This window comes from Streptomyces sp. NPDC037083 (genome assembly GCF_055606485.1).
The window spans coordinates 340,212-357,608 of sequence record NZ_JBVJSQ010000010.1 but is presented as its reverse complement, the minus strand read 5'-3'; the positions used below and the strand labels follow the sequence as shown (position 1 = coordinate 357,608).

General features: G+C 71.4%; 10 protein-coding genes and 1 tRNA gene. 2 read left to right on the top strand and 9 right to left on the bottom strand.

All coding sequences use genetic code 11. The features are described 5' to 3' along the window. The first annotated feature begins 44 nt into the window (after nucleotides 1-44). The gene (locus tag ACZ7DE_RS26955) at nucleotides 45-248 is read left to right on the top strand and encodes a helix-turn-helix domain-containing protein (protein ID WP_330348746.1); all 204 of its coding nucleotides are present in this window, start codon (nucleotides 45-47) and stop codon (nucleotides 246-248) included. A gap of 90 nt (nucleotides 249-338) precedes the next feature. After that, nucleotides 339-1,739 carry a tyrosine-type recombinase/integrase gene (locus tag ACZ7DE_RS26950; RefSeq protein WP_470765467.1) on the top strand — a complete coding sequence of 467 codons (1,401 nt, stop codon included), beginning with the start codon at nucleotides 339-341 and terminating at the stop codon, nucleotides 1,737-1,739. 47 nt (nucleotides 1,740-1,786) lie between these two features. Here the strand turns inward: ACZ7DE_RS26950 and ACZ7DE_RS26945 are convergent. From ACZ7DE_RS26945 to ACZ7DE_RS26905, 9 genes are all read right to left on the bottom strand, one after another. Beyond that, nucleotides 1,787-1,860 (bottom strand) — tRNA-Thr (locus tag ACZ7DE_RS26945). Nucleotides 1,861-1,967: 107 nt separating this feature from the next. Continuing rightward, complete coding sequence (locus tag ACZ7DE_RS26940; protein WP_470765465.1) at nucleotides 1,968-3,545, bottom strand: alpha/beta hydrolase; 1,578 nt, start codon at nucleotides 3,543-3,545, stop codon at nucleotides 1,968-1,970. A 175-nt stretch (nucleotides 3,546-3,720) separates the two neighbouring features. Continuing rightward, complete coding sequence (locus ACZ7DE_RS26935) at nucleotides 3,721-4,926, bottom strand: DNA polymerase III subunit delta' (RefSeq protein ID WP_470765464.1); 1,206 nt, start codon at nucleotides 4,924-4,926, stop codon at nucleotides 3,721-3,723. Nucleotides 4,927-5,167: 241 nt separating this feature from the next. Continuing rightward, nucleotides 5,168-8,476, bottom strand: a complete 3,309-nt coding sequence (gene tmk, locus ACZ7DE_RS26930; protein WP_470765462.1) for a dTMP kinase — start codon at nucleotides 8,474-8,476, stop codon at nucleotides 5,168-5,170. Nucleotides 8,477-8,632: 156 nt separating this feature from the next. Then, complete coding sequence (gene topA, locus ACZ7DE_RS26925) at nucleotides 8,633-11,470, bottom strand: type I DNA topoisomerase (RefSeq protein ID WP_470765460.1); 2,838 nt, start codon at nucleotides 11,468-11,470, stop codon at nucleotides 8,633-8,635. Between the two features lie 337 nt (nucleotides 11,471-11,807). Next, nucleotides 11,808-12,005, bottom strand: a complete 198-nt coding sequence (locus ACZ7DE_RS26920; RefSeq protein WP_470765458.1) for a hypothetical protein — start codon at nucleotides 12,003-12,005, stop codon at nucleotides 11,808-11,810. A 508-nt stretch (nucleotides 12,006-12,513) separates the two neighbouring features. Continuing rightward, entirely contained in the window at nucleotides 12,514-14,055 is a 1,542-nt protein-coding gene (locus ACZ7DE_RS26915) for a DUF7059 domain-containing protein (RefSeq protein WP_470765456.1), read from the bottom strand. Nucleotides 14,056-14,112: 57 nt separating this feature from the next. Then, entirely contained in the window at nucleotides 14,113-14,712 is a 600-nt protein-coding gene (locus ACZ7DE_RS26910) for a small secreted protein (RefSeq protein WP_470765454.1), read from the bottom strand. Nucleotides 14,713-14,905: 193 nt separating this feature from the next. Beyond that, nucleotides 14,906-17,311, bottom strand: coding sequence for a sodium-translocating pyrophosphatase (locus ACZ7DE_RS26905; protein WP_470765453.1), 2,406 nt, complete (start codon nucleotides 17,309-17,311; stop codon nucleotides 14,906-14,908). Between the last annotated feature and the right edge of the window lie 86 nt (nucleotides 17,312-17,397).

Below are 17,397 nucleotides of genomic sequence, written 5' to 3'. Positions count from 1 at the left end.
CCCTGTTCCGGCCCCGAGCCGTCCCGCCACGGAGGTACGCGCCGATGAGTACCGCCATCGAGTCGCCCACTGATCAGTTGCTCTACACCCCGGAAGAAGCCGCCAAGGTTCTCCGCTTCGGCCGCTCAACCGTCTACGAACTCATGGCTGAAGGCGCCTTGATCTACGTCAAACGCGGTCGCTCGCGCCGCATCCGCCGCAGCGACCTGGAGGCGTACGTCAACGCCCTCGAACCGGCCGCAGCCTGATCACCTCACCCCACTCGGCTCCGGGCACCGTGCCCGGAGCCGTTCTGTTGCACAGAGGAGCACATGAGCCCCCGCCCCAAGAAGCCGAACATGGAGTCGTCCGTCTACGAGGGCAATGACGGCTGGTGGCACGGTCGCGTCACCATGGGAGTCAAGGACGACGGCAGCCCCGACCGGCGCCACCGCCGGGCCCGGACGGAAACCGAAGTGAAGCGCAAGGTCCGCGAGTTGGAGGACCTGCGGGACAAGGCACGCGCCCCCAAGGCAGGCCGGAAGCCGACCGTAGAGCAGTGGATGACCACCTACCTCACCGACATCGCATCCCTGAAGCTCAAGCCGCGCTCACTGGATGACTACTGGTCCAAGACCAGGAACGACATCGTGCCCGGCATCGGCAAACACCGTCTCGACAAGCTTCAGCCGGAGCACCTGGAACGGATGTACCGCGTCATGCTCGACGAGGGCCACGCACCCTCACACGTGCTGAAGGTGCATCGCATCCTGTCCCGCGCCCTGAAAATCGCTCACCGCCGGCGCCTCGTTGTCGAGAACGTGGCCACCCTCGTTGACCCGCCCACGGTCGACGAGACGGAGGCGAACCCGTTCACGACGGAAGAGGCAAAGGCGTTCTTGAAAGCCGCCGCGAAGCGCCCCACGTTCATGCGCTGGTGTGTCGGTGTCGGCATGGGTTTCCGTCAGGGCGAGACCCTCGGTCTGAGGTGGCCGTACGTCGACTTCGACAACGAACTCTTCCGCCCGGAGTGGCAGCTACAGCGGCTGACGTGGCGCCACGGCTGCGAGGACCCGCGCGCGTGCGGCACCAAGTTCCACCGGTTCGAGCCCTGCCCGCCGGACTGCCGGACCCACAAGGGCTACAAGCGCGGTTGCCCAAAGCCGTGCACGCAGGGCTGCACAGGCCATGCCCGTGCATGCCCCGACCGCAAGGGCGGCGGCTTGGTCTTCACACGCCCCAAGACCAAGAAGAGCCGGAATGCCGTACCCATCCCGCCGCCATTCATCCCCTACCTGCGCGAGCACCAGGCGCAGCAGCAGAAAGCGCGCGCCGCAGCTGGCGACGCGTGGGAGGAAACCAAGCTGGTCTTTACCCGCCCGGACGGCCGTCCCCTCGACCCGCGGCAGGACTGGGAAGAGTTCAAGGAACTGTTGGCGGAAGCCGGGATCGACGACCGGCGCCTGTACGACGGGAGCCGCCATACCGCCGGGACGATCCTGAACGAACTCGGGGTGGACATGCCCACGATCATGGAGATTCTTCGGCACACCCAGATCAGCCAGACCCGTCGGTACGTGAAGGGACGGTCACACTTGTCGAAGGACGCCATGCGTCGCATGGGCGACACCTTCATGCCGCGCCTGGAACCCGCCCCGGAGCCTCAGCCGGCACCCCGTCCTGAACCGTCCGTTGAGACCAGAATTGAGACCACTGACGGCCGCGCGGCCCGCGCTCAACGTCGCCGCCGCATCCGGTAAAAGCAAAAGCCCCAGGTCACGGCGAGTGAGTCCTGAGGCTTCGGCAGAGCCGCCTTCGGGATTCGAACCCGAGACCTACGCATTACGAGTGCGTTGCTCTGGCCATCTGAGCTAAGGCGGCGCGCTGTCCACACCATGGTGCGATCAGCAACGTCGGTAAGTCTACACAGTTTCCGGGGGTGCTCCGCACCAGCCCCGGGAGTGGGGTGCCCGGGGCCGCCCGTGGGGCTATGAGCAGCGCTTTCCCTTCGCCGGAGGGGTGCCGCGGAGCAGGTAGGCGTTGATCGTGGAGTCGATGCAGGCGCTGCCGCGGCCGTAGGCGGTGTGGCCGTCGCCGACGTAGGTGAGGAGGCGGGCCGAGGCCAGCTGGCGGGCCAGGGACCGGGCCCAGGGGTACGGGGTCGCCGGGTCGCGGGTGGTGCCGACGACGACGATCGGGGCGGCGCCCTTCGCCTCGATGCGGTGCGGCGCGCCGGTGGGCGCGACCGGCCAGTACGTGCAGTTCAGGGAGGCCCAGGCAAGGCCCTCACCGAAGACCGGGGACGCCTTCCCGAAGGACGGCAGCGCCTTCTCGACCTGGTCGGGGGTGGCGAAGGCCGCCGGGAGGTCCAGGCAGTTCACGGCCGCGTTGGCGGCCATCAGGTTGGCGTAGCGGCCGTCCGCGTCACGCTCGTAGTAACCGTCGGAGAGGACGAGCAGTCCCGAGCCGTCGTTCGCCTTGATCGCCGAGTTCAGCGCCTCGCGCAGTTGCTCCCAGGTGCTCTCGTCGTACATCGCCGCGATCACGCCGGTGGTGGCGAGGGCTTCGCCGAGCTTGCGGCCGTCCGGGTCGCCGGTGGGGATCGGGTGGGCGTCGAGCTTGCGGAAGAACGCCTTGAGGCGGTCGCCGATCTGTGCGGGCTTGGCGCGCTTTCCGCCGAGCGGGCAGTCGGGGTGCCGCACGCAGTCCTTCGCGAACGACTGGAACGCCGTCTCGAACCCCGCCGTCTGGTCCAGGTTCAGCCGGCGGGCGGGCAGCGAGGGGTCCATGGCGCCGTCGAGGACGAGCCGGCCCACCCGGTCCGGGAACAGGCCCGCGTACGTCGCGCCGAGGAACGTGCCGTACGACGCCCCCACGTACGTCAGCCTGCGGTCGCCCAGGACCGCGCGCAGGATGTCCATGTCACGGGCCGCCTCCACGGTGGAGACGTGCCGCAGCAGCTTCGGCGAGTGGGCCCCGCAGCTTTCGGCGAACTTCTTGTACGCGTCGACCAGTTGGGTTTTCTCCCGCTGGTCGTCGGGGGTGGTGTCGGTCTGCGTGTACGCGTCCATCGCCCGGCCGTCGAGGCACTCCACGGGCTCGCTGCGGGCCACGCCCCGCGGGTCGACGGCGACCATGTCGTAGCGGGCCCGGACCTCGGCGGGGTAGCCGATGCCGGCGTACTGCTGGACGTAGCCGACCGCCGAGCCGCCCGGGCCGCCCGGATTCACCAGCAGGGAGCCGAGCCGCTTGCCCGGCCCCGTCGCCTTCTTGCGGGCGACCGCGAGCCGGACGTCGCCCGCGCCCGGCTCGGCGTAGTCCAGCGGCGCCTTCATCGTGGCGCACTCGAAGCCGGGAAGACCGCAGTCGCGCCAGCTCAGTTTCTGCCCGTAGTACGGCGTGAGCGCCGACGGCGTGGCCCGCGGCAGCGCGGCGAGCGCCGCCACCGCCGTCGAACCGGCGCGGCTCGTCGACTCGCCCGCGGAGCAGCCGGAGACGAGCAGCGCGGCGAGGGAGAGGATGGTGACGCCGGCACGGTACCTGCGGGGAGAGCGCCTGATGTCCATTCAGCGAGCGTAACTGTGTGCAACGGGATGAATGCCGTACGTGCACCAACCGCCACGGACGGAGTACCCCGTCAACCCACGGTCGACGTCACATCGTGTGTTTCACGTCGTGTGTTTCACGTGGTCGGTTTCGTGCGTCCGCCTCCATGGCCGTCCCCGGCCGGTGTGGTTCCCGTCAGCCCGCTCTCAGCGCCATCGTCATCGCCTCGACCGCCAGCAGCGGAGCGACGTTGCGGTCGAGGGCGTCTCGGCACGCGGCGATGGCCTCGATGCGGCGCAGTGTCGACTCCGGTCTGCTGCCGCGGGCGAGCCGCTCCAGCGCCTCCTCGGCGTCCGCGTTGGCGATGGCGACGCGGGAGCCGAGCTGGAGGGCGAGGACGTCGCGGTAGAAGGCCGTCAGGTCGGTGAGCGCGAGGTCGAGGCTGTCGCGCTGTGTACGCGTCCTGCGGCGCTTCTGCTTGTCCTCCAGGTCCTTCATCACGCCCGCCGTGCCGCGCGGCATCCGGCCGCCCTGGGCCGCGCCCATCGCCGCCTTCAGCTCCTCGGTCTCCTTGCCGTCCATCTCCTCGGCGAGCTGCTTGGCGTCCTCACCGGCCGCGTCGACCAGTTCCTGGGCCGCTCTGAGGCAGCCGCCGATGTCGTCGACCCGCAGGGGCAGCTTCAGCACGGCCGCTCGGCGTTCACGCGCGGCGGGGTCGGTGGCCAGCCGCCGGGCCCGGTCGACATGGCCCTGGGTGGCCCGGGCCGCGGCCGCGGCGACGGCGGGCTCGACGCCCTCGCGCCGGACGAGCATGTCGGCGACGGCGTCCACGGAGGGCGTGCGCAGGTTCAGGTGCCGGCAGCGGGAGCGGATGGTGGGCAGCACGTCCTCCAGGGAGGGCGCGCACAGCATCCAGACCGTCCGCGGGGCGGGCTCCTCGACCGCCTTCAGGACGGCGTTGGCGGACTTCTCGTTCAGCCGCTCGGCGTCCTCGACGAGGATGACCTGCCAGCGGCCGGTGGCGGGCGAGGTGTACGACTTGCGGACGGTGTCGCGCATGTCCTCGGCGAGGATCTGCGAGCCGACGGCCGCGACGGTGGACACGTCGGCGTGGGTGCCGACCAGCGCCGTATGACAGCCGTCGCAGAAGCCGCAGCCCGGGGCGCCGCCGAGCGCACGGTCCGGGCTCACGCACTGCAGCGCCGCGGCGAAGGCCCGCGCCACCTGGGTGCGGCCGGCGCCGGGCGGGCCGGTGAACAGCCATGCGTGCGTCATCTTCGACGCCTCCGGCGGCGCGGTGCGGGTGGTGGCCGCGGTGACGAGCGCGTCGGCGTCGCGAGCGGCAGCGGCCAGCTGCTCACTCACCCTCTCCTGGCCGATGAGGTCGTCCCACACGGTCATGCGTCACGCCGCCCTTTCGTCACGTTTCGCGCTGCGGGTTCCATTGTGCGGGGAGCCACTGACAATCGGGCCACCCGCCCGGAATGGCCGTCCTCCGGATCACCCGCCGAAAACGGTCCGCCCGGAAACCGTCCGTCCGGTGCCACGCGCGGGTCGGGCCGCCCACTCTGGGCCGCCCAACCCGGGCCACTCGCCGGCCACTCACCGGGCCACTCGCCGGGAGCATTTCCTGGGGTCGCGCTCAGCGGCCCCGGCCCCTGCCCTCGTCGTGCCCGTCCTCGTCCCGGCGCGGTCCGAGCAGTTCGTCCGCGAGGGTCGGCAGATCGTCCAGCGGGGTCTCCTCGGCCCAGTCCGGCCGCGGCCGCTGCCGGGGCGCGCCCTCCTCGTCGAGCTGCGGCAGTTCGCGCGTACGGTCGTCGGCCCCGTCCGGCCGTGCCCCTCCGCGCCCGCTCCGCTCGTCGCGCTCGTCGCGGAAGAAGCCTTGGGGCACCCGGTCCGACGGGCTCTCCTCCCGCACCGGCGGCAGGACGGCCGTCTCATCCTCGGGGCCCTGACCACTCGCGTCGCTGCGACCGCCCTGACCACCGCGGTCGCGCACCGGAGGCAGGACCGCGGTCTCGTCCGTCGACGTCGGCACGGGGGGCTGGGGCAGCTCGGCCGTCACCTCGGCGTCGGCGCCCACGGCGGAACCCGAGGGCTCCCCGGCGGAACCCGAGGGCTTACCGGCAGAACCCGAGGGCTTACCGGCGGGCTTCGTGGACGGGCGGGAAGGCTGCTCGGGGTCCTTGTCCATCCGGATCGGCGGCAGCACCGCCGTCTCGTCCACGGGGCCGCCCGACGCGTTCGTCGGCGTGACCACCGGCGTCGGCACGGTCGCCGCCTCCGGCGGGACCGTCGGCGCCGCGGCCGCCGTGGGGCGGGACGGCTTCGGGCCGACCTGCGCCGCGGCAGCGGCCTGCTCGGCCGCACGCCTGGCCGCCTCGGCCCGCAGCAGCGCCTCCTCGGCCTTGCGCTGCTTCTCCAGCCGCCGGGTCTCGGCCTCGGCCCGCAGCCGGGCCTCCTCCTCGGCCTGCTTGCGGCGTCGCTCCTCGTCCGCCTTGCGGCGGGCCTCCTCCTCCGCGCGGGCCTTCTCCTCCGCGAGGAGCCGGACCCGCTCCTCCTCGGCACGCCTGCGTGCCTCCTCGGCGCGCAGCCGCGCCTCCTCGGCCTGCCGTTCGGCCTCGCGCCGCTGCGCCTCCTCCAGCTCGCGCCGCTTGCGCTCCTCCTCCTCGGCGCGCAGCTTGGCGAGCTGTTCCTGGCGCTCACGCTCCAGGCGCTCCTCCTCGGCCTTGCGGGCGGCCTCTTCCTCGGCCTTGCGGCGGGCCTCCTCCTCGGCCTTCTTCCGCGCCTCCTCCTGGGCCCTGATCTCGGCCTCGGACAGGGGCAGCAGCTGGTCGAGGCGGTGCCGGACGACGGCCGTGACGGCCTCGGGCTCCTGCGCCGCGTCGACCACCAGGTAGCGGCCCGGGTCGGCGGCGGCCAAGGTGAGGAAGCCTGCGCGCACACGCGTGTGGAACTCCGCCGGCTCCGACTCCAGCCGGTCCGGCGCCTCCGTGAACCGCTCGCGGGCGGCCTCCGGGGACACGTCCAGCAGAACCGTCAGATGCGGCACCAGGCCGTCCGTCGCCCAGCGCGAGATCCGCGCGATCTCGGTCGGGGACAGATCGCGGCCCGCGCCCTGATAGGCCACGGACGAGTCGATGTACCGGTCGGTGATCACCACCGCGCCGCGCTCCAGGGCGGGCCGGACGACGGTGTCGACGTGCTCCGCGCGGTCCGCCGCGTACAGCAGCGCCTCCGCGCGGTGCGAGAGACCGGCGCTGGACACGTCCAGCAGGATGGAGCGCAGCCGCTTGCCCACGGGGGTCGCCCCCGGCTCGCGCGTGAGGACGACCTCGTGGCCCTTGGCCCTGATCCACTCGGCGAGCGCCTCGGCCTGGGTGGACTTGCCGGCGCCGTCGCCGCCCTCCAGGGCGATGAAGAAGCCGTTCGCCGCCGGCGCCGTCACCGGGTCGTCGCCGCCCAGCAGCGCGTCCCGCAGGTCCTTGCGCAGGGGTACGCCGGAGCGGTCGTCGACCTTGGCCAGCACCAGCGCGGCCACCGGCAGCAGCAGCGCGCCGACCAGCATCAGCGTGAACGCGGCGCCGCCGTGCGCGAACACGAACTTGCCGTTCTCCAGCCGGTGCGGCCCGATGAGCGCCGCGACCAGCGGGGCGAGCACCGCGCCCAGCGCGACCAGTACCCGCACGATCGCGTGCAGGTGCTCGGTCGTCCGGGTGCGGCGGTGGTCCTCGGTCTCCTGGTCGAGCAGCGTGTGCCCGGTGTTGGCGGCGACGCCCGCGCCGACGCCGGCCAGGGTCGAGATCAGCAGCACGCTGGTGACGTCCGGGACCAGCCCGGCGGCCAGCAGCGCCACACCGGTGAAGGCGATGGCCAGCGCGAGCAGCCGGCGCCGCGACAGCGACACCAGCACCTTCGGCGCCGTCCGGACGCCCACGACGACCCCGCCGGTCAGTCCGAGAACGAGCAGCCCGTACAGCACCGGGCCGCCGCCGAGGTCCGTGGCGTGCAGTACGGCCACGGCGACGGCGGCGGAGACCGCGCCGGCGACGGCGGCGCAGGCGAGGACGAGCAGCGGGATCGCGCCCGTGCGGCCCGCGTCGACGCCGGTGGCGGTCCTGGGCCGGCGCAGGCCCTCGAGCGGCGACCGCGGCCGGGGCGTGCGGACGGCCGGGAGCTCCAGGAAGGTCACGATGGACAGGCAGCCTGCGAAGAGCCCTCCTGCGACGTACGAGGCGAGGGCGGCCTGGTGCTGGTCGAACCAGGCGATCCCGGTGCCCAGAAGATTGTTGAGCAGGGCGGCGGCGATCAGGGTGGCCGCGCCCAGCGGGATCGTGACGAAGCCCGTGCGCAGCGACAGCCTGCGCAGGGCGTCCATGTGGTCCGGCAGCGGCCGTACGGTCGCGCCCTCCGGGGGCGGGGCGGGCAGCAGGGCCGGCGCCGCGCTTTCCCGGGCGACCGCCCAGAACCGCTCGGCGACGCCCGTCACGAACACCGTCACGAGGAGCAGGGCCAGTGCGTCGTCCGGCGTCCAGTCGATCCACAGGGGCGCGACGATCAGCAGCACGGCGCGCAGGCCGTCCGCGCCGACCATGGTCCAGCGGCGGTCGAGCGGGCCGTCGGGTGAGGTCAGTGAGGTCAACGGGCCCAGCAGGACCGCGCCGAAGAGAAGAGTGGCCAGAATCCGCACCCCGAAGACGGTCGCCACTGCGAACGCCACACCCCGGTAGCCGCCCCCGAAGGAACCCTCGGCGATGGCCGCCTGGAGGACCAGGAGGACGAACACCAGGAGTGCGAGGGCGTCTCCCACACCCCCCACCAACTGTGCGCTCCAGAGCCGCTTGAGCTGTGGCTCGCGCAACAGGGCGCGCACGGCGCGCTCGCGGGAGTCCGCCACCAGGGCGTCGTCCGGGGCCGGGTGGTGGGCCGTTGGCTGCTCGGCTCGCGTCATGCTTTCAGCCTATCGGCCGCGACTGACAGCCCGAGGCCCCCGTCCGCACGTACGACCGCCCCGACACCAAAGTGATGCCGGGGCGTTCGCTTCGCGAACCCGTCGTGGGGAAACCGTGTGAAGAAACCGTGGTCGGACCGGGGTCCGGCCCGGTCGTCAGTCCTCCGACGAGGACGACGGGGAGGCCGTCGCCTTCCTCGCGACCGTCTTCTTCGCGGTCGTCGTCTTCTTTGCGGCGGTCGTCTTCGCGGCGGTCTTCTTGGCGGCCGTCTTCTTCGCCGGAGCCGCCTTCTTGGCCGTCGCCTTCTTCGCGGGCGCCTTCTTCGCCGTCTTCTTGGCGGGCGTCTTGGCGCGCTTCTCGGCGAGCAGCTCGTAGCCGCGCTCCGGGGTGATCTCCTCGACGCTGTCGCCGGAGCGCAGGGTCGCGTTGGTCTCCCCGTCGGTGACGTACGGCCCGAAGCGGCCGTCCTTGACGACGACCGGCTTTCCGCTGACCGGGTCCGCGCCCAGTTCCTTCAGCGGCGGCTTGGCGGCGGCCCGACCGCGCTGCTTGGGCTGGGAGTAGATCTCCAGCGCCTCTTCGAGAGTGATCGTGAAGAGCTGGTCCTCGGTCTGCAGCGACCGCGAGTCCGTGCCCTTCTTCAGGTACGGGCCGTAGCGGCCGTTCTGCGCGGTGATCTCCACGCCCTCGGCGTCCGTGCCGACGACACGCGGCAGCGACATCAGCTTGAGGGCGTCCGCCAGCGTCACCGTGTCCAGGGACATCGACTTGAACAGGGAGGCCGTCCGCGGCTTCACGGCGTTCTTGCCGGTCTTCGGGGTGCCCTCGGGGAGCACCTCGGTGACGTACGGCCCGTAGCGGCCGTCCTTGGCGATGATCTGGTGGCCCGACTCCGGGTCGGTGCCCAGCTCGAAGTCGCCGCTCGGCTTGGCGAGCAGCTCCTCGGCGAGCTCGACGGACAGCTCGTCGGGCGCGAGGTCCTCGGGGATGTCCGCGCGCTGGTGGCCCTCGGAGTCCTTCTCGCCGCGCTCGATGTAGGGGCCGTAGCGGCCGACTCGCAGCACGATGCCGCTGCCGACCGGGAACGACGACACCTCGCGCGCGTCGATCGCGCCCAGGTCGGTCACCAGTTCCTTGAGGCCGCCGAGGTGGTCCCCGTCGCCGTTGCCGGCGTCGGCCGCGCCGCCCTCGCCCGCGCCCTCGCCGAAGTAGAACCGCTTCAGCCACGGCACGGCCCGCGCCTCACCGCGGGCGATGCGGTCGAGGTCGTCCTCCATCTTGGCGGTGAAGTCGTAGTCGACGAGCCGCCCGAAGTGCTTCTCCAGGAGGTTGACCACGGCGAAGGAGAGGAAGGACGGGACGAGCGCCGTGCCCTTCTTGAAGACGTAGCCGCGGTCGAGGATCGTGCCGATGATCGACGCGTACGTCGACGGGCGGCCGATCTCGCGCTCTTCGAGCTCCTTGACGAGGCTGGCCTCGGTGTAGCGGGCCGGGGGCTTGGTGGCGTGCCCGTCGACCGTGATCTCCTCGGCGGACAGCGCGTCGCCCTCGCCGACCTGGGGCAGTCGGCGCTCGCGGTCGTCCAGCTCGGCGTTCGGGTCGTCGGCGCCTTCGACGTACGCCTTCAGGAAGCCGTGGAAGGTGATGGTCTTGCCGGAGGCGCTGAACTCGACGTCCCGGCCGTCGGCGGCGGTGCCGGCGATCTTCACCGTCACGCTGTTGCCGGTCGCGTCCTTCATCTGGGAGGCGACCGTCCGCTTCCAGATCAGCTCGTACAGCCTGAACTGGTCGCCGGTCAGGCCGGTCTCGGCAGGGGTGCGGAAACGATCGCCCGAGGGACGGATCGCCTCGTGCGCCTCCTGCGCGTTCTTGACCTTCCCGGCGTACGTGCGCGGCTGGGCCGGCAGGTAGTCGGCGCCGTACAGCTGGGTGACCTGGGCGCGGGCGGCGGAGACCGCCGTGTCGCTCAGCGTCGTGGAGTCCGTACGCATGTACGTGATGTAGCCGTTCTCGTACAGCTTCTGCGCGACCTGCATGGTGGCCTTGGCGCCGAAGCCGAGCTTGCGGCTGGCCTCCTGCTGCAGCGTCGTCGTCCGGAACGGGGCGTACGGCGAGCGTCGGTACGGCTTCGACTCGACGGAGCGCACGGCGAACCGCGTGTTCTCCAGGGCGGCGGCCAGGGCGCGGGCGTTCGCCTCGTCGAGATGGAGGGTGTTCGCGCTCTTGAGTTGTCCCAGGGAGTCGAAGTCGCGACCCTGCGCGACTCGCCTGCCGTCGACGGCCTGCAGGCGGGCGACCAGCGACGACGGGTCCGACGGATCTCCCGCGCGGCCGGTCGAGAAGGTGCCCGTCAGGTCCCAGTACTCAGCAGAACGAAACGCGATGCGCTCGCGTTCCCGCTCCACGACGAGCCGGGTGGCGACGGACTGGACACGGCCGGCCGACAGGCGCGGCATGACCTTCTTCCACAGGACCGGCGAGACCTCGTAGCCGTAGAGGCGGTCGAGGATGCGGCGGGTCTCCTGGGCGTCGACGAGCTTCTGGTTGAGCTGGCGCGGATTGGCGACGGCGGCCCGGATCGCGTCCTTGGTGATCTCGTGGAAGACCATCCGCTTCACGGGGATCTTCGGCTTGAGGACCTCCTGGAGGTGCCAGGCGATCGCCTCGCCCTCCCGGTCCTCATCGGTGGCGAGGAAGAGTTCGTCGGACTCCTTGAGCAGGTCCTTGAGCTTCTTGACCTGCGCCTTCTTGTCCGCGTTGACGACATAGATCGGCTGGAAGTCGTGCTCGACGTCCACACCGAGGCGGCGCACCTCGCCCGTGTACTGGTCCGGCACCTCCGCGGCGCCGTTGGGAAGGTCGCGGATGTGCCCGACGCTGGCCTCGACGATGTAGCCGGGGCCGAGGTAACCCTTGATCGTCTTCGCCTTGGCAGGCGACTCGACGATGACGAGTCGGCGCCCGCCCTTCGCGGTTTCGCTGGTCGGGGACAACTTCGCTCTTCTCTCCGGTCGACGCTGGGGCCTCCCCAGGCCTTGCTCCCGGGGTCGGGTCATGGTGACGCTGCGGAGTGTGACGGTACATCCCGCCCCCGTGTCAAACGGGAAAAGCCCGCAACGGCCACTCGAACGGTAACCCGACTACCGCCATTCCTGCCGCCCGGAGTACCGACCGGCCCTTTTCCGTGTGACCGGAAGACGCCGTCCCCTCTCCCGGAGGGCCCGCACGGACACCCCTCGAACGAGGGTGCGACGACATTCTCGAAGACGGCGTCCGGCGCGGTCCCGTTGGAGGTCCGCGCGGTGGTCCCGCAGCTGTCCCGTACCCGTCTCAGATGCGGGCGAAGCACCACGCGGCGAGGGCCAGCGTGAAGACCGCGCCAAGACTCGCGAGGGCCGCCGATGCGACGGGGCTCACATCCTGGGCCACGGGTTCGCGGTTCCGCACCCGGACCGCGGTCCACACCAGCAGCGCGCCCCCGAACAGGGCGAACACCGCCCCAGCGAAGATCGCCGGCCCACTCTCCATGATCGGCCCCCCATTCTCCCGCCCGTGCCTGCCCCGGCCCCGACCCCGGGAGACTGGCACGCGCCGGCATCGCCCGGGCGAACCCCGGGTGAACGCCGGTCCCACGACCGGGGGCGGAGAGCTGGGCCGCCCGCCACCGGGCCGGGGGCGGGCGGTCGAGCCGGGCGCGGGCTGCCGAGTCGGGGGGCGGCGCGGTCGAGCCGGGCGCGGGCTGCCGGGACCGAGGCGACCTCCAGGCCCGGGCGGAATCTCCAGACCGGGGGATCGGTGTGCGGCGGGCCGGGGGTGATCGGTACGCGGCGGGCCGGGGACGATCGGCGCGCAGGGTGGCGAGGCGAGCGGGGCGGCGGGGGGGGCCGTCACCCGGACCGGTCAGGGTGGGACCGGAGCGGCTCGGGCGTGCCCGAAGCGGACCGGAGTGAGGCCGGTCCGGGTGGGCCTGAGCAGCTCCGCCGCGCTCGGAAGGGCTGGGTAGGGGGTCCTGGGGCCGGAGCAGGGGGCGGCCCGGTCACTTCGCCGGTTCGAGGAACCCCTGTTCCACCAGCAGGCGGATCTGGGCCGGAGTGCGGTCCCGCAGCAACACCGGATCGTCGCCGACGAGTTGGGCGATGGCGTCGAGAATGCGTCCGGCGCTCAGCGAACCGTCGCACACGCCCGCGAAGCCCGCGCCGACGGTGTCCACCTTGGTGGCCCGGCGCATGCCGCGGTGCTGGCGCAGCACGACGTGTTCCGGGTCCTCCGCGCCGGGCAGCCCGACCTGTTCCTGGACGACCTCCGCGGCCAGGCGGAAGTGTCCGGCGAGGAGGGCGGCGTCGTCGTGCGCGCGCAGGTAGTCGAGCCGTTCGAAGTGGGCCAGGACCGTGTCGCCGAGCGGTTGTTCGACCGGGTGCGGCCACTCCTCCACCGTGATCACCGGCTCGGCGGCCGTCGTCCTGCGCAGTGTGATCCAGCCGAAGCCGACGGCCTTCACCTTGCGTGCCTCGAACTCGTCCAGCCATGCGTCGTAGCGCGCCCGGTACTCGGCCTGGTCACCCCGGTGGTCGCCGGCGTCCCTCAGCCAGAGTTCGGCGTACTGCGTGACGTCCTGCACCTCGCGCTGCACGATCCACGCGTCGCACCCGCGTGGCACCCATGACCTGATCCTGTCCTGCCAGTCCTCCCCTTCCACGTGCTGCCAGTTCGCGAGGAACTGCGCGAACCCGCCCTCGTTCAGCCGTTCCCCCGCTCCCTGAACGACCGAGCGGCACAGATCGTCCCCGCCCATCCCGCCGTCCCGGTAGGTGAGCCGGGCGCCCGGCGAGATCACGAACGGCGGGTTCGACACGATCAGGTCGTACGTCTCGTCGTCCCGGAGCGGCTGGAACAGGGAGCCCTCGCGCAGTTCGGCGGCCGGGGCTCCGGACAGCGCGAGGGTGAGCGCGGTGATGTGCAGGGCGCGCGGGTTGAGGTCGGTCGCCGTCACGCGCGTGGCGTGCTGGGCGGCGTGCAGCGCCTGGATGCCGGATCCGGTGCCGAGGTCGAGGGCGGCGGAGACCGGCTTGCGGACGGTGATGCCGGCGAGGGTCGTGGACGCCCCGCCCACGCCCAGGACGACAGCCGTGTCCGCCTGCCCGCCCTCGCTCGCGCTGCCGCCGGCGCCGCCGACCGCGCACCCGAGGTCGGACACGATGAACCAGTCCTCGCCGCCCGGTCCGCCGTACGGGCGCACGTCGACGGTCGCGGCCACCTCGTCCGCCCCGACGGGGGTCAGCCAGCCGCTCTCCACGCACGCGCGTACCGGCAGGAACTCCGCCACACGCGCGTGCGGCACCGCCTCCTGCAACAGGAAGAGGCGGACGAGCGTCTCCAGCGGCGTGTCTCCGCGCGTCGCGCGCAGCGCGGGCACGGTCTCGCTGCGGGCGAGGGCCGCGTAGGCGGGGGCTCCGAGAAGTTCGAGGAGGCCGTCCGCGGTGAAGGAGGCCGCGAGCAGGGCCTCGCGCAACAGGGCGGCGACCTCGGGGCGGTCGGATGCGGGCAGGGGAGACAGGGTGGCGTTACTCACGCCCCCCATTGTCTCCCGTCACCGCCCGCGCCGCGGTCTCGCGGAACATCCCGGGCCGTGCGGACGTCAGCTCGTCGTCGCGCGGGCCGCGGCCGAGGAGGCGACCTTCTTGCAGCTCTCCTGCTTGGCCATGGCGTTTTTGACGTCGCCCTGCTCGAGGTTCTTCAGCGCGGTGTTGCCGCTCTTGCTGAGCTTGCCGAGTTCGGTGGCGATGTCCTGCAGTCCGTCGGCGAACTTCGCCTGGTCCTTCGTGTCCAGCGCGTCGACCTGCTTCTTCAGGCCGGCGTAGGAGGTCGACAGGGTGGTGAGCGCGGAGACGGCGTCCTTCTGCTTCTTCTCGCCCTCGTCGACGCCGGGCGGCGTCCCCGCCTTCTGGACGGCCTGGGCGAGCGCGCTGTAGGCGTCGGACATGTCCTGAAAGGCCTGCGAGTCGGTCTTCTGGACGTTCGCCGGGGCGTTGTTGTCCGTGGCGGCCTGCTTGATCGCGGCGTTGGCCGCGTCGACCTTCGCGTCCTGGGCGGGCAGGGCGTCGCAGACCTGCTTGGCCCAGGCGTCCAGTTCCTTGTTGCCGTCGTCACTGCTGCATCCGGACAGCGCCAGTACCAGTACCGCACCGCCGGACAGTGCGGCCGCGAGCTTCTTGTTCACCGGATTGGTCCCTTCCATGGCTCTCGGCCCCGGAACATACACGCCAACCGGGCGACACCCCCAGAACGAATGTCCGCTATGCAGATTTATGTAGCCTTTTACACCAAGAGAGAGAAGGCTCACGGCCGGGCCGCGCCGCCGAGACAGCGGGCGGGCGGCGCGTCAACACGCGCCACCCGCCCGCCCCTTGAGCTGGGCCCGGTGATCAGGCCTACGAAACCACCGCAGGATCGGCCGACTTGGACGCAGTCCCGGCGTTGTCCTCGTCGCCCATGGCGATGCCGCGTCGCTTGGAGACGTACACCGCGACCACGATGACGACGAGCGCGAGAGCCGCGATCAGGATCCGCGCGCCGATGCTCTTGTCCTCGCCGTAGCTGAACTTGATCACGGCGGGCGCGATGAGCAGCGCCACCAGGTTCATGACCTTCAGCAGCGGGTTGATCGCGGGACCCGCGGTGTCCTTGAACGGGTCGCCGACCGTGTCCCCGATCACCGTCGCCGCGTGCGCCTCGCTTCCCTTGCCGCCGTGGTGGCCGTCCTCGACGAGCTTCTTGGCGTTGTCCCACGCACCGCCGGAGTTGGCGAGGAAGACCGCCATCAGCGTGCCCGCGCCGATGGCGCCCGCCAGGAACGCGCCCAGCGCGCCGACGCCGAGCGTGAAGCCGACGAAGATCGGCGCCATGACGGCGAGAAGCCCTGGTGTGGCCAACTCGCGCAGGGCGTCCCGGGTGCAGATGTCGACGACCTTGCCGTACTCCGGCTCCTCGCTGTAGTCCATGATCCCGGGGTGCTCGCGGAACTGCCGCCGCACCTCGTACACCACGGAACCGGCCGACCGTGACACCGCGTTGATCGCCAGCCCCGAGAAGAGGAAGACGACCGCCGATCCCACGATGAGGCCGACGAGGTTGTTGGGCTGCGAGATGTCCATCATCAGACTCATCGGCGCGCCCGCCCCGGAGAGCTTCTCGCCGACGTCCTGCGCGCCGGTCGTGATCGCGTCCCGGTACGACCCGAAGAGCGCCGACGCCGCCAGGACGGCGGTGGCGATGGCGATGCCCTTGGTGATGGCCTTGGTCGTGTTGCCGACGGCGTCGAGGTTGGTGAGCACCTGCGCGCCCGCTCCCTCGACGTCGCCGGACATCTCCGCGATGCCCTGCGCGTTGTCGGAGACCGGCCCGAAGGTGTCCATCGCGACGATCACTCCGACCGTGGTGAGCAGCCCGGTGCCGGCCAGCGCCACCGCGAACAGCGCCAGCATGATCGACGTACCGCCCAGCAGGAACGCCCCGTAGACACCCAGACCGATCAACAGGGCGGTGTAGACGGCCGATTCGAGCCCGACGGAGATCCCGGCGAGGACGACGGTCGCCGGGCCCGTCAGCGACGACTTGCCGATGTCGCGCACCGGTCGGCGGGTGGTCTCGGTGAAGTAACCCGTCAACTGCTGGATGACCGCGGCCAGGAGGATGCCGATCGCCACCGCGACGACGGCGAGGATGCGCGGATCGCCGCTCTTGCCCTGGATCGCCGCGTCGGTGACGCCGTCCAGGTCGGCGTACTTCCCGGGGAGATAGAGGTAGACGGCCACGGCGACCAGGACGAGCGAGATCACCGCGGAGATGAAGAAGCCCCGGTTGATCGCGGACATGCCACTGCGATCGGTGCGGCGCGGGGCGACCGCGAAGATCCCGACCATGGCCGTGAGCACGCCGATCGCGGGAACGAGCAGCGGGAAGGCGAGCCCGGCGTCGCCGAAGGCAACCTTGCCGAGGATCAGGGCGGCGACCAGGGTCACGGCGTACGACTCGAAGAGGTCCGCCGCCATGCCCGCGCAGTCGCCGACGTTGTCGCCCACGTTGTCGGCGATGGTCGCGGCATTGCGCGGATCGTCCTCCGGAATGCCCTGCTCGACCTTGCCGACCAGGTCGGCGCCGACGTCGGCGGCCTTGGTGAAGATGCCGCCGCCGACCCTCATGAACATGGCGATCAGGGCCGCGCCGAGCCCGAAGCCCTCCAGCACCTTCGGCGCGTCTGCCGCGTACACCAGCACCACGCAGGCGGCCCCGAGCAGACCGAGCCCGACCGTGAACATGCCGACGACGCCGCCCGTACGGAATGCGATCTTCATTGCCTTGTGCGAGACGGCGGTGAGATCCTTTTCCGGCTCGCCTACCGCCGGAGTCGCTTCCCGGGCCGCCGCTGCCACGCGCACATTGCTGCGCACGGCGAGCCACATGCCGATATAGCCGGTGGCGGCCGAGAAGGCCGCACCGATCAAGAAGAAGATCGACCGTCCGGCGCGCTGATTCCAGTCGTCCGCAGGCAGCAGCATGAGCAGGAAGAACACGACGACGGCGAATACGCCGAGCGTGCGCAGCTGACGGGCCAGATAGGCGCTGGCGCCTTCCTGGATCGCCGCGGCGATCTTCTTCATGCTGTCGGTGCCCTCGTCGGCCGCGAGCACCTGGCGCAGTAGTACGCCCGCGACCACGAGCGCAGCCAGCGCCACGACCGCGATGACCACCACGAGCAGGCGGTTGCCGTCGGTCAGCACGGCGGCTGCGAAGGTTGTGTGGTGGTCAAACCGCTGAGGGGTAGAAAGCCCCGCCATTCGTCCTCCTTGACGCTTGGGCTGAGCTCAAGATGTGGACGGATTGTAGGTACCGGAACCTGATCAAAACAGTGCGCGGCAAACGG

Coding starts and splice junctions, on each gene's coding strand:
- tmk (WP_470765462.1), bottom strand. CDS start 8,476: ATGACGCGAGCCGAGCAGCCAACGGCCCACCACCCGGCCCCGGACGAC.
- ACZ7DE_RS26920 (WP_470765458.1), bottom strand. CDS start 12,005: ATGGAGAGTGGGCCGGCGATCTTCGCTGGGGCGGTGTTCGCCCTGTTC.
- ACZ7DE_RS26905 (WP_470765453.1), bottom strand. CDS start 17,311: ATGGCGGGGCTTTCTACCCCTCAGCGGTTTGACCACCACACAACCTTC.
- ACZ7DE_RS26940 (WP_470765465.1), bottom strand. CDS start 3,545: ATGGACATCAGGCGCTCTCCCCGCAGGTACCGTGCCGGCGTCACCATC.
- ACZ7DE_RS26915 (WP_470765456.1), bottom strand. CDS start 14,055: ATGGGGGGCGTGAGTAACGCCACCCTGTCTCCCCTGCCCGCATCCGAC.
- ACZ7DE_RS26950 (WP_470765467.1), top strand. CDS start 339: ATGGAGTCGTCCGTCTACGAGGGCAATGACGGCTGGTGGCACGGTCGC.
- ACZ7DE_RS26935 (WP_470765464.1), bottom strand. CDS start 4,926: ATGACCGTGTGGGACGACCTCATCGGCCAGGAGAGGGTGAGTGAGCAG.
- ACZ7DE_RS26910 (WP_470765454.1), bottom strand. CDS start 14,712: ATGGAAGGGACCAATCCGGTGAACAAGAAGCTCGCGGCCGCACTGTCC.
- ACZ7DE_RS26955 (WP_330348746.1), top strand. CDS start 45: ATGAGTACCGCCATCGAGTCGCCCACTGATCAGTTGCTCTACACCCCG.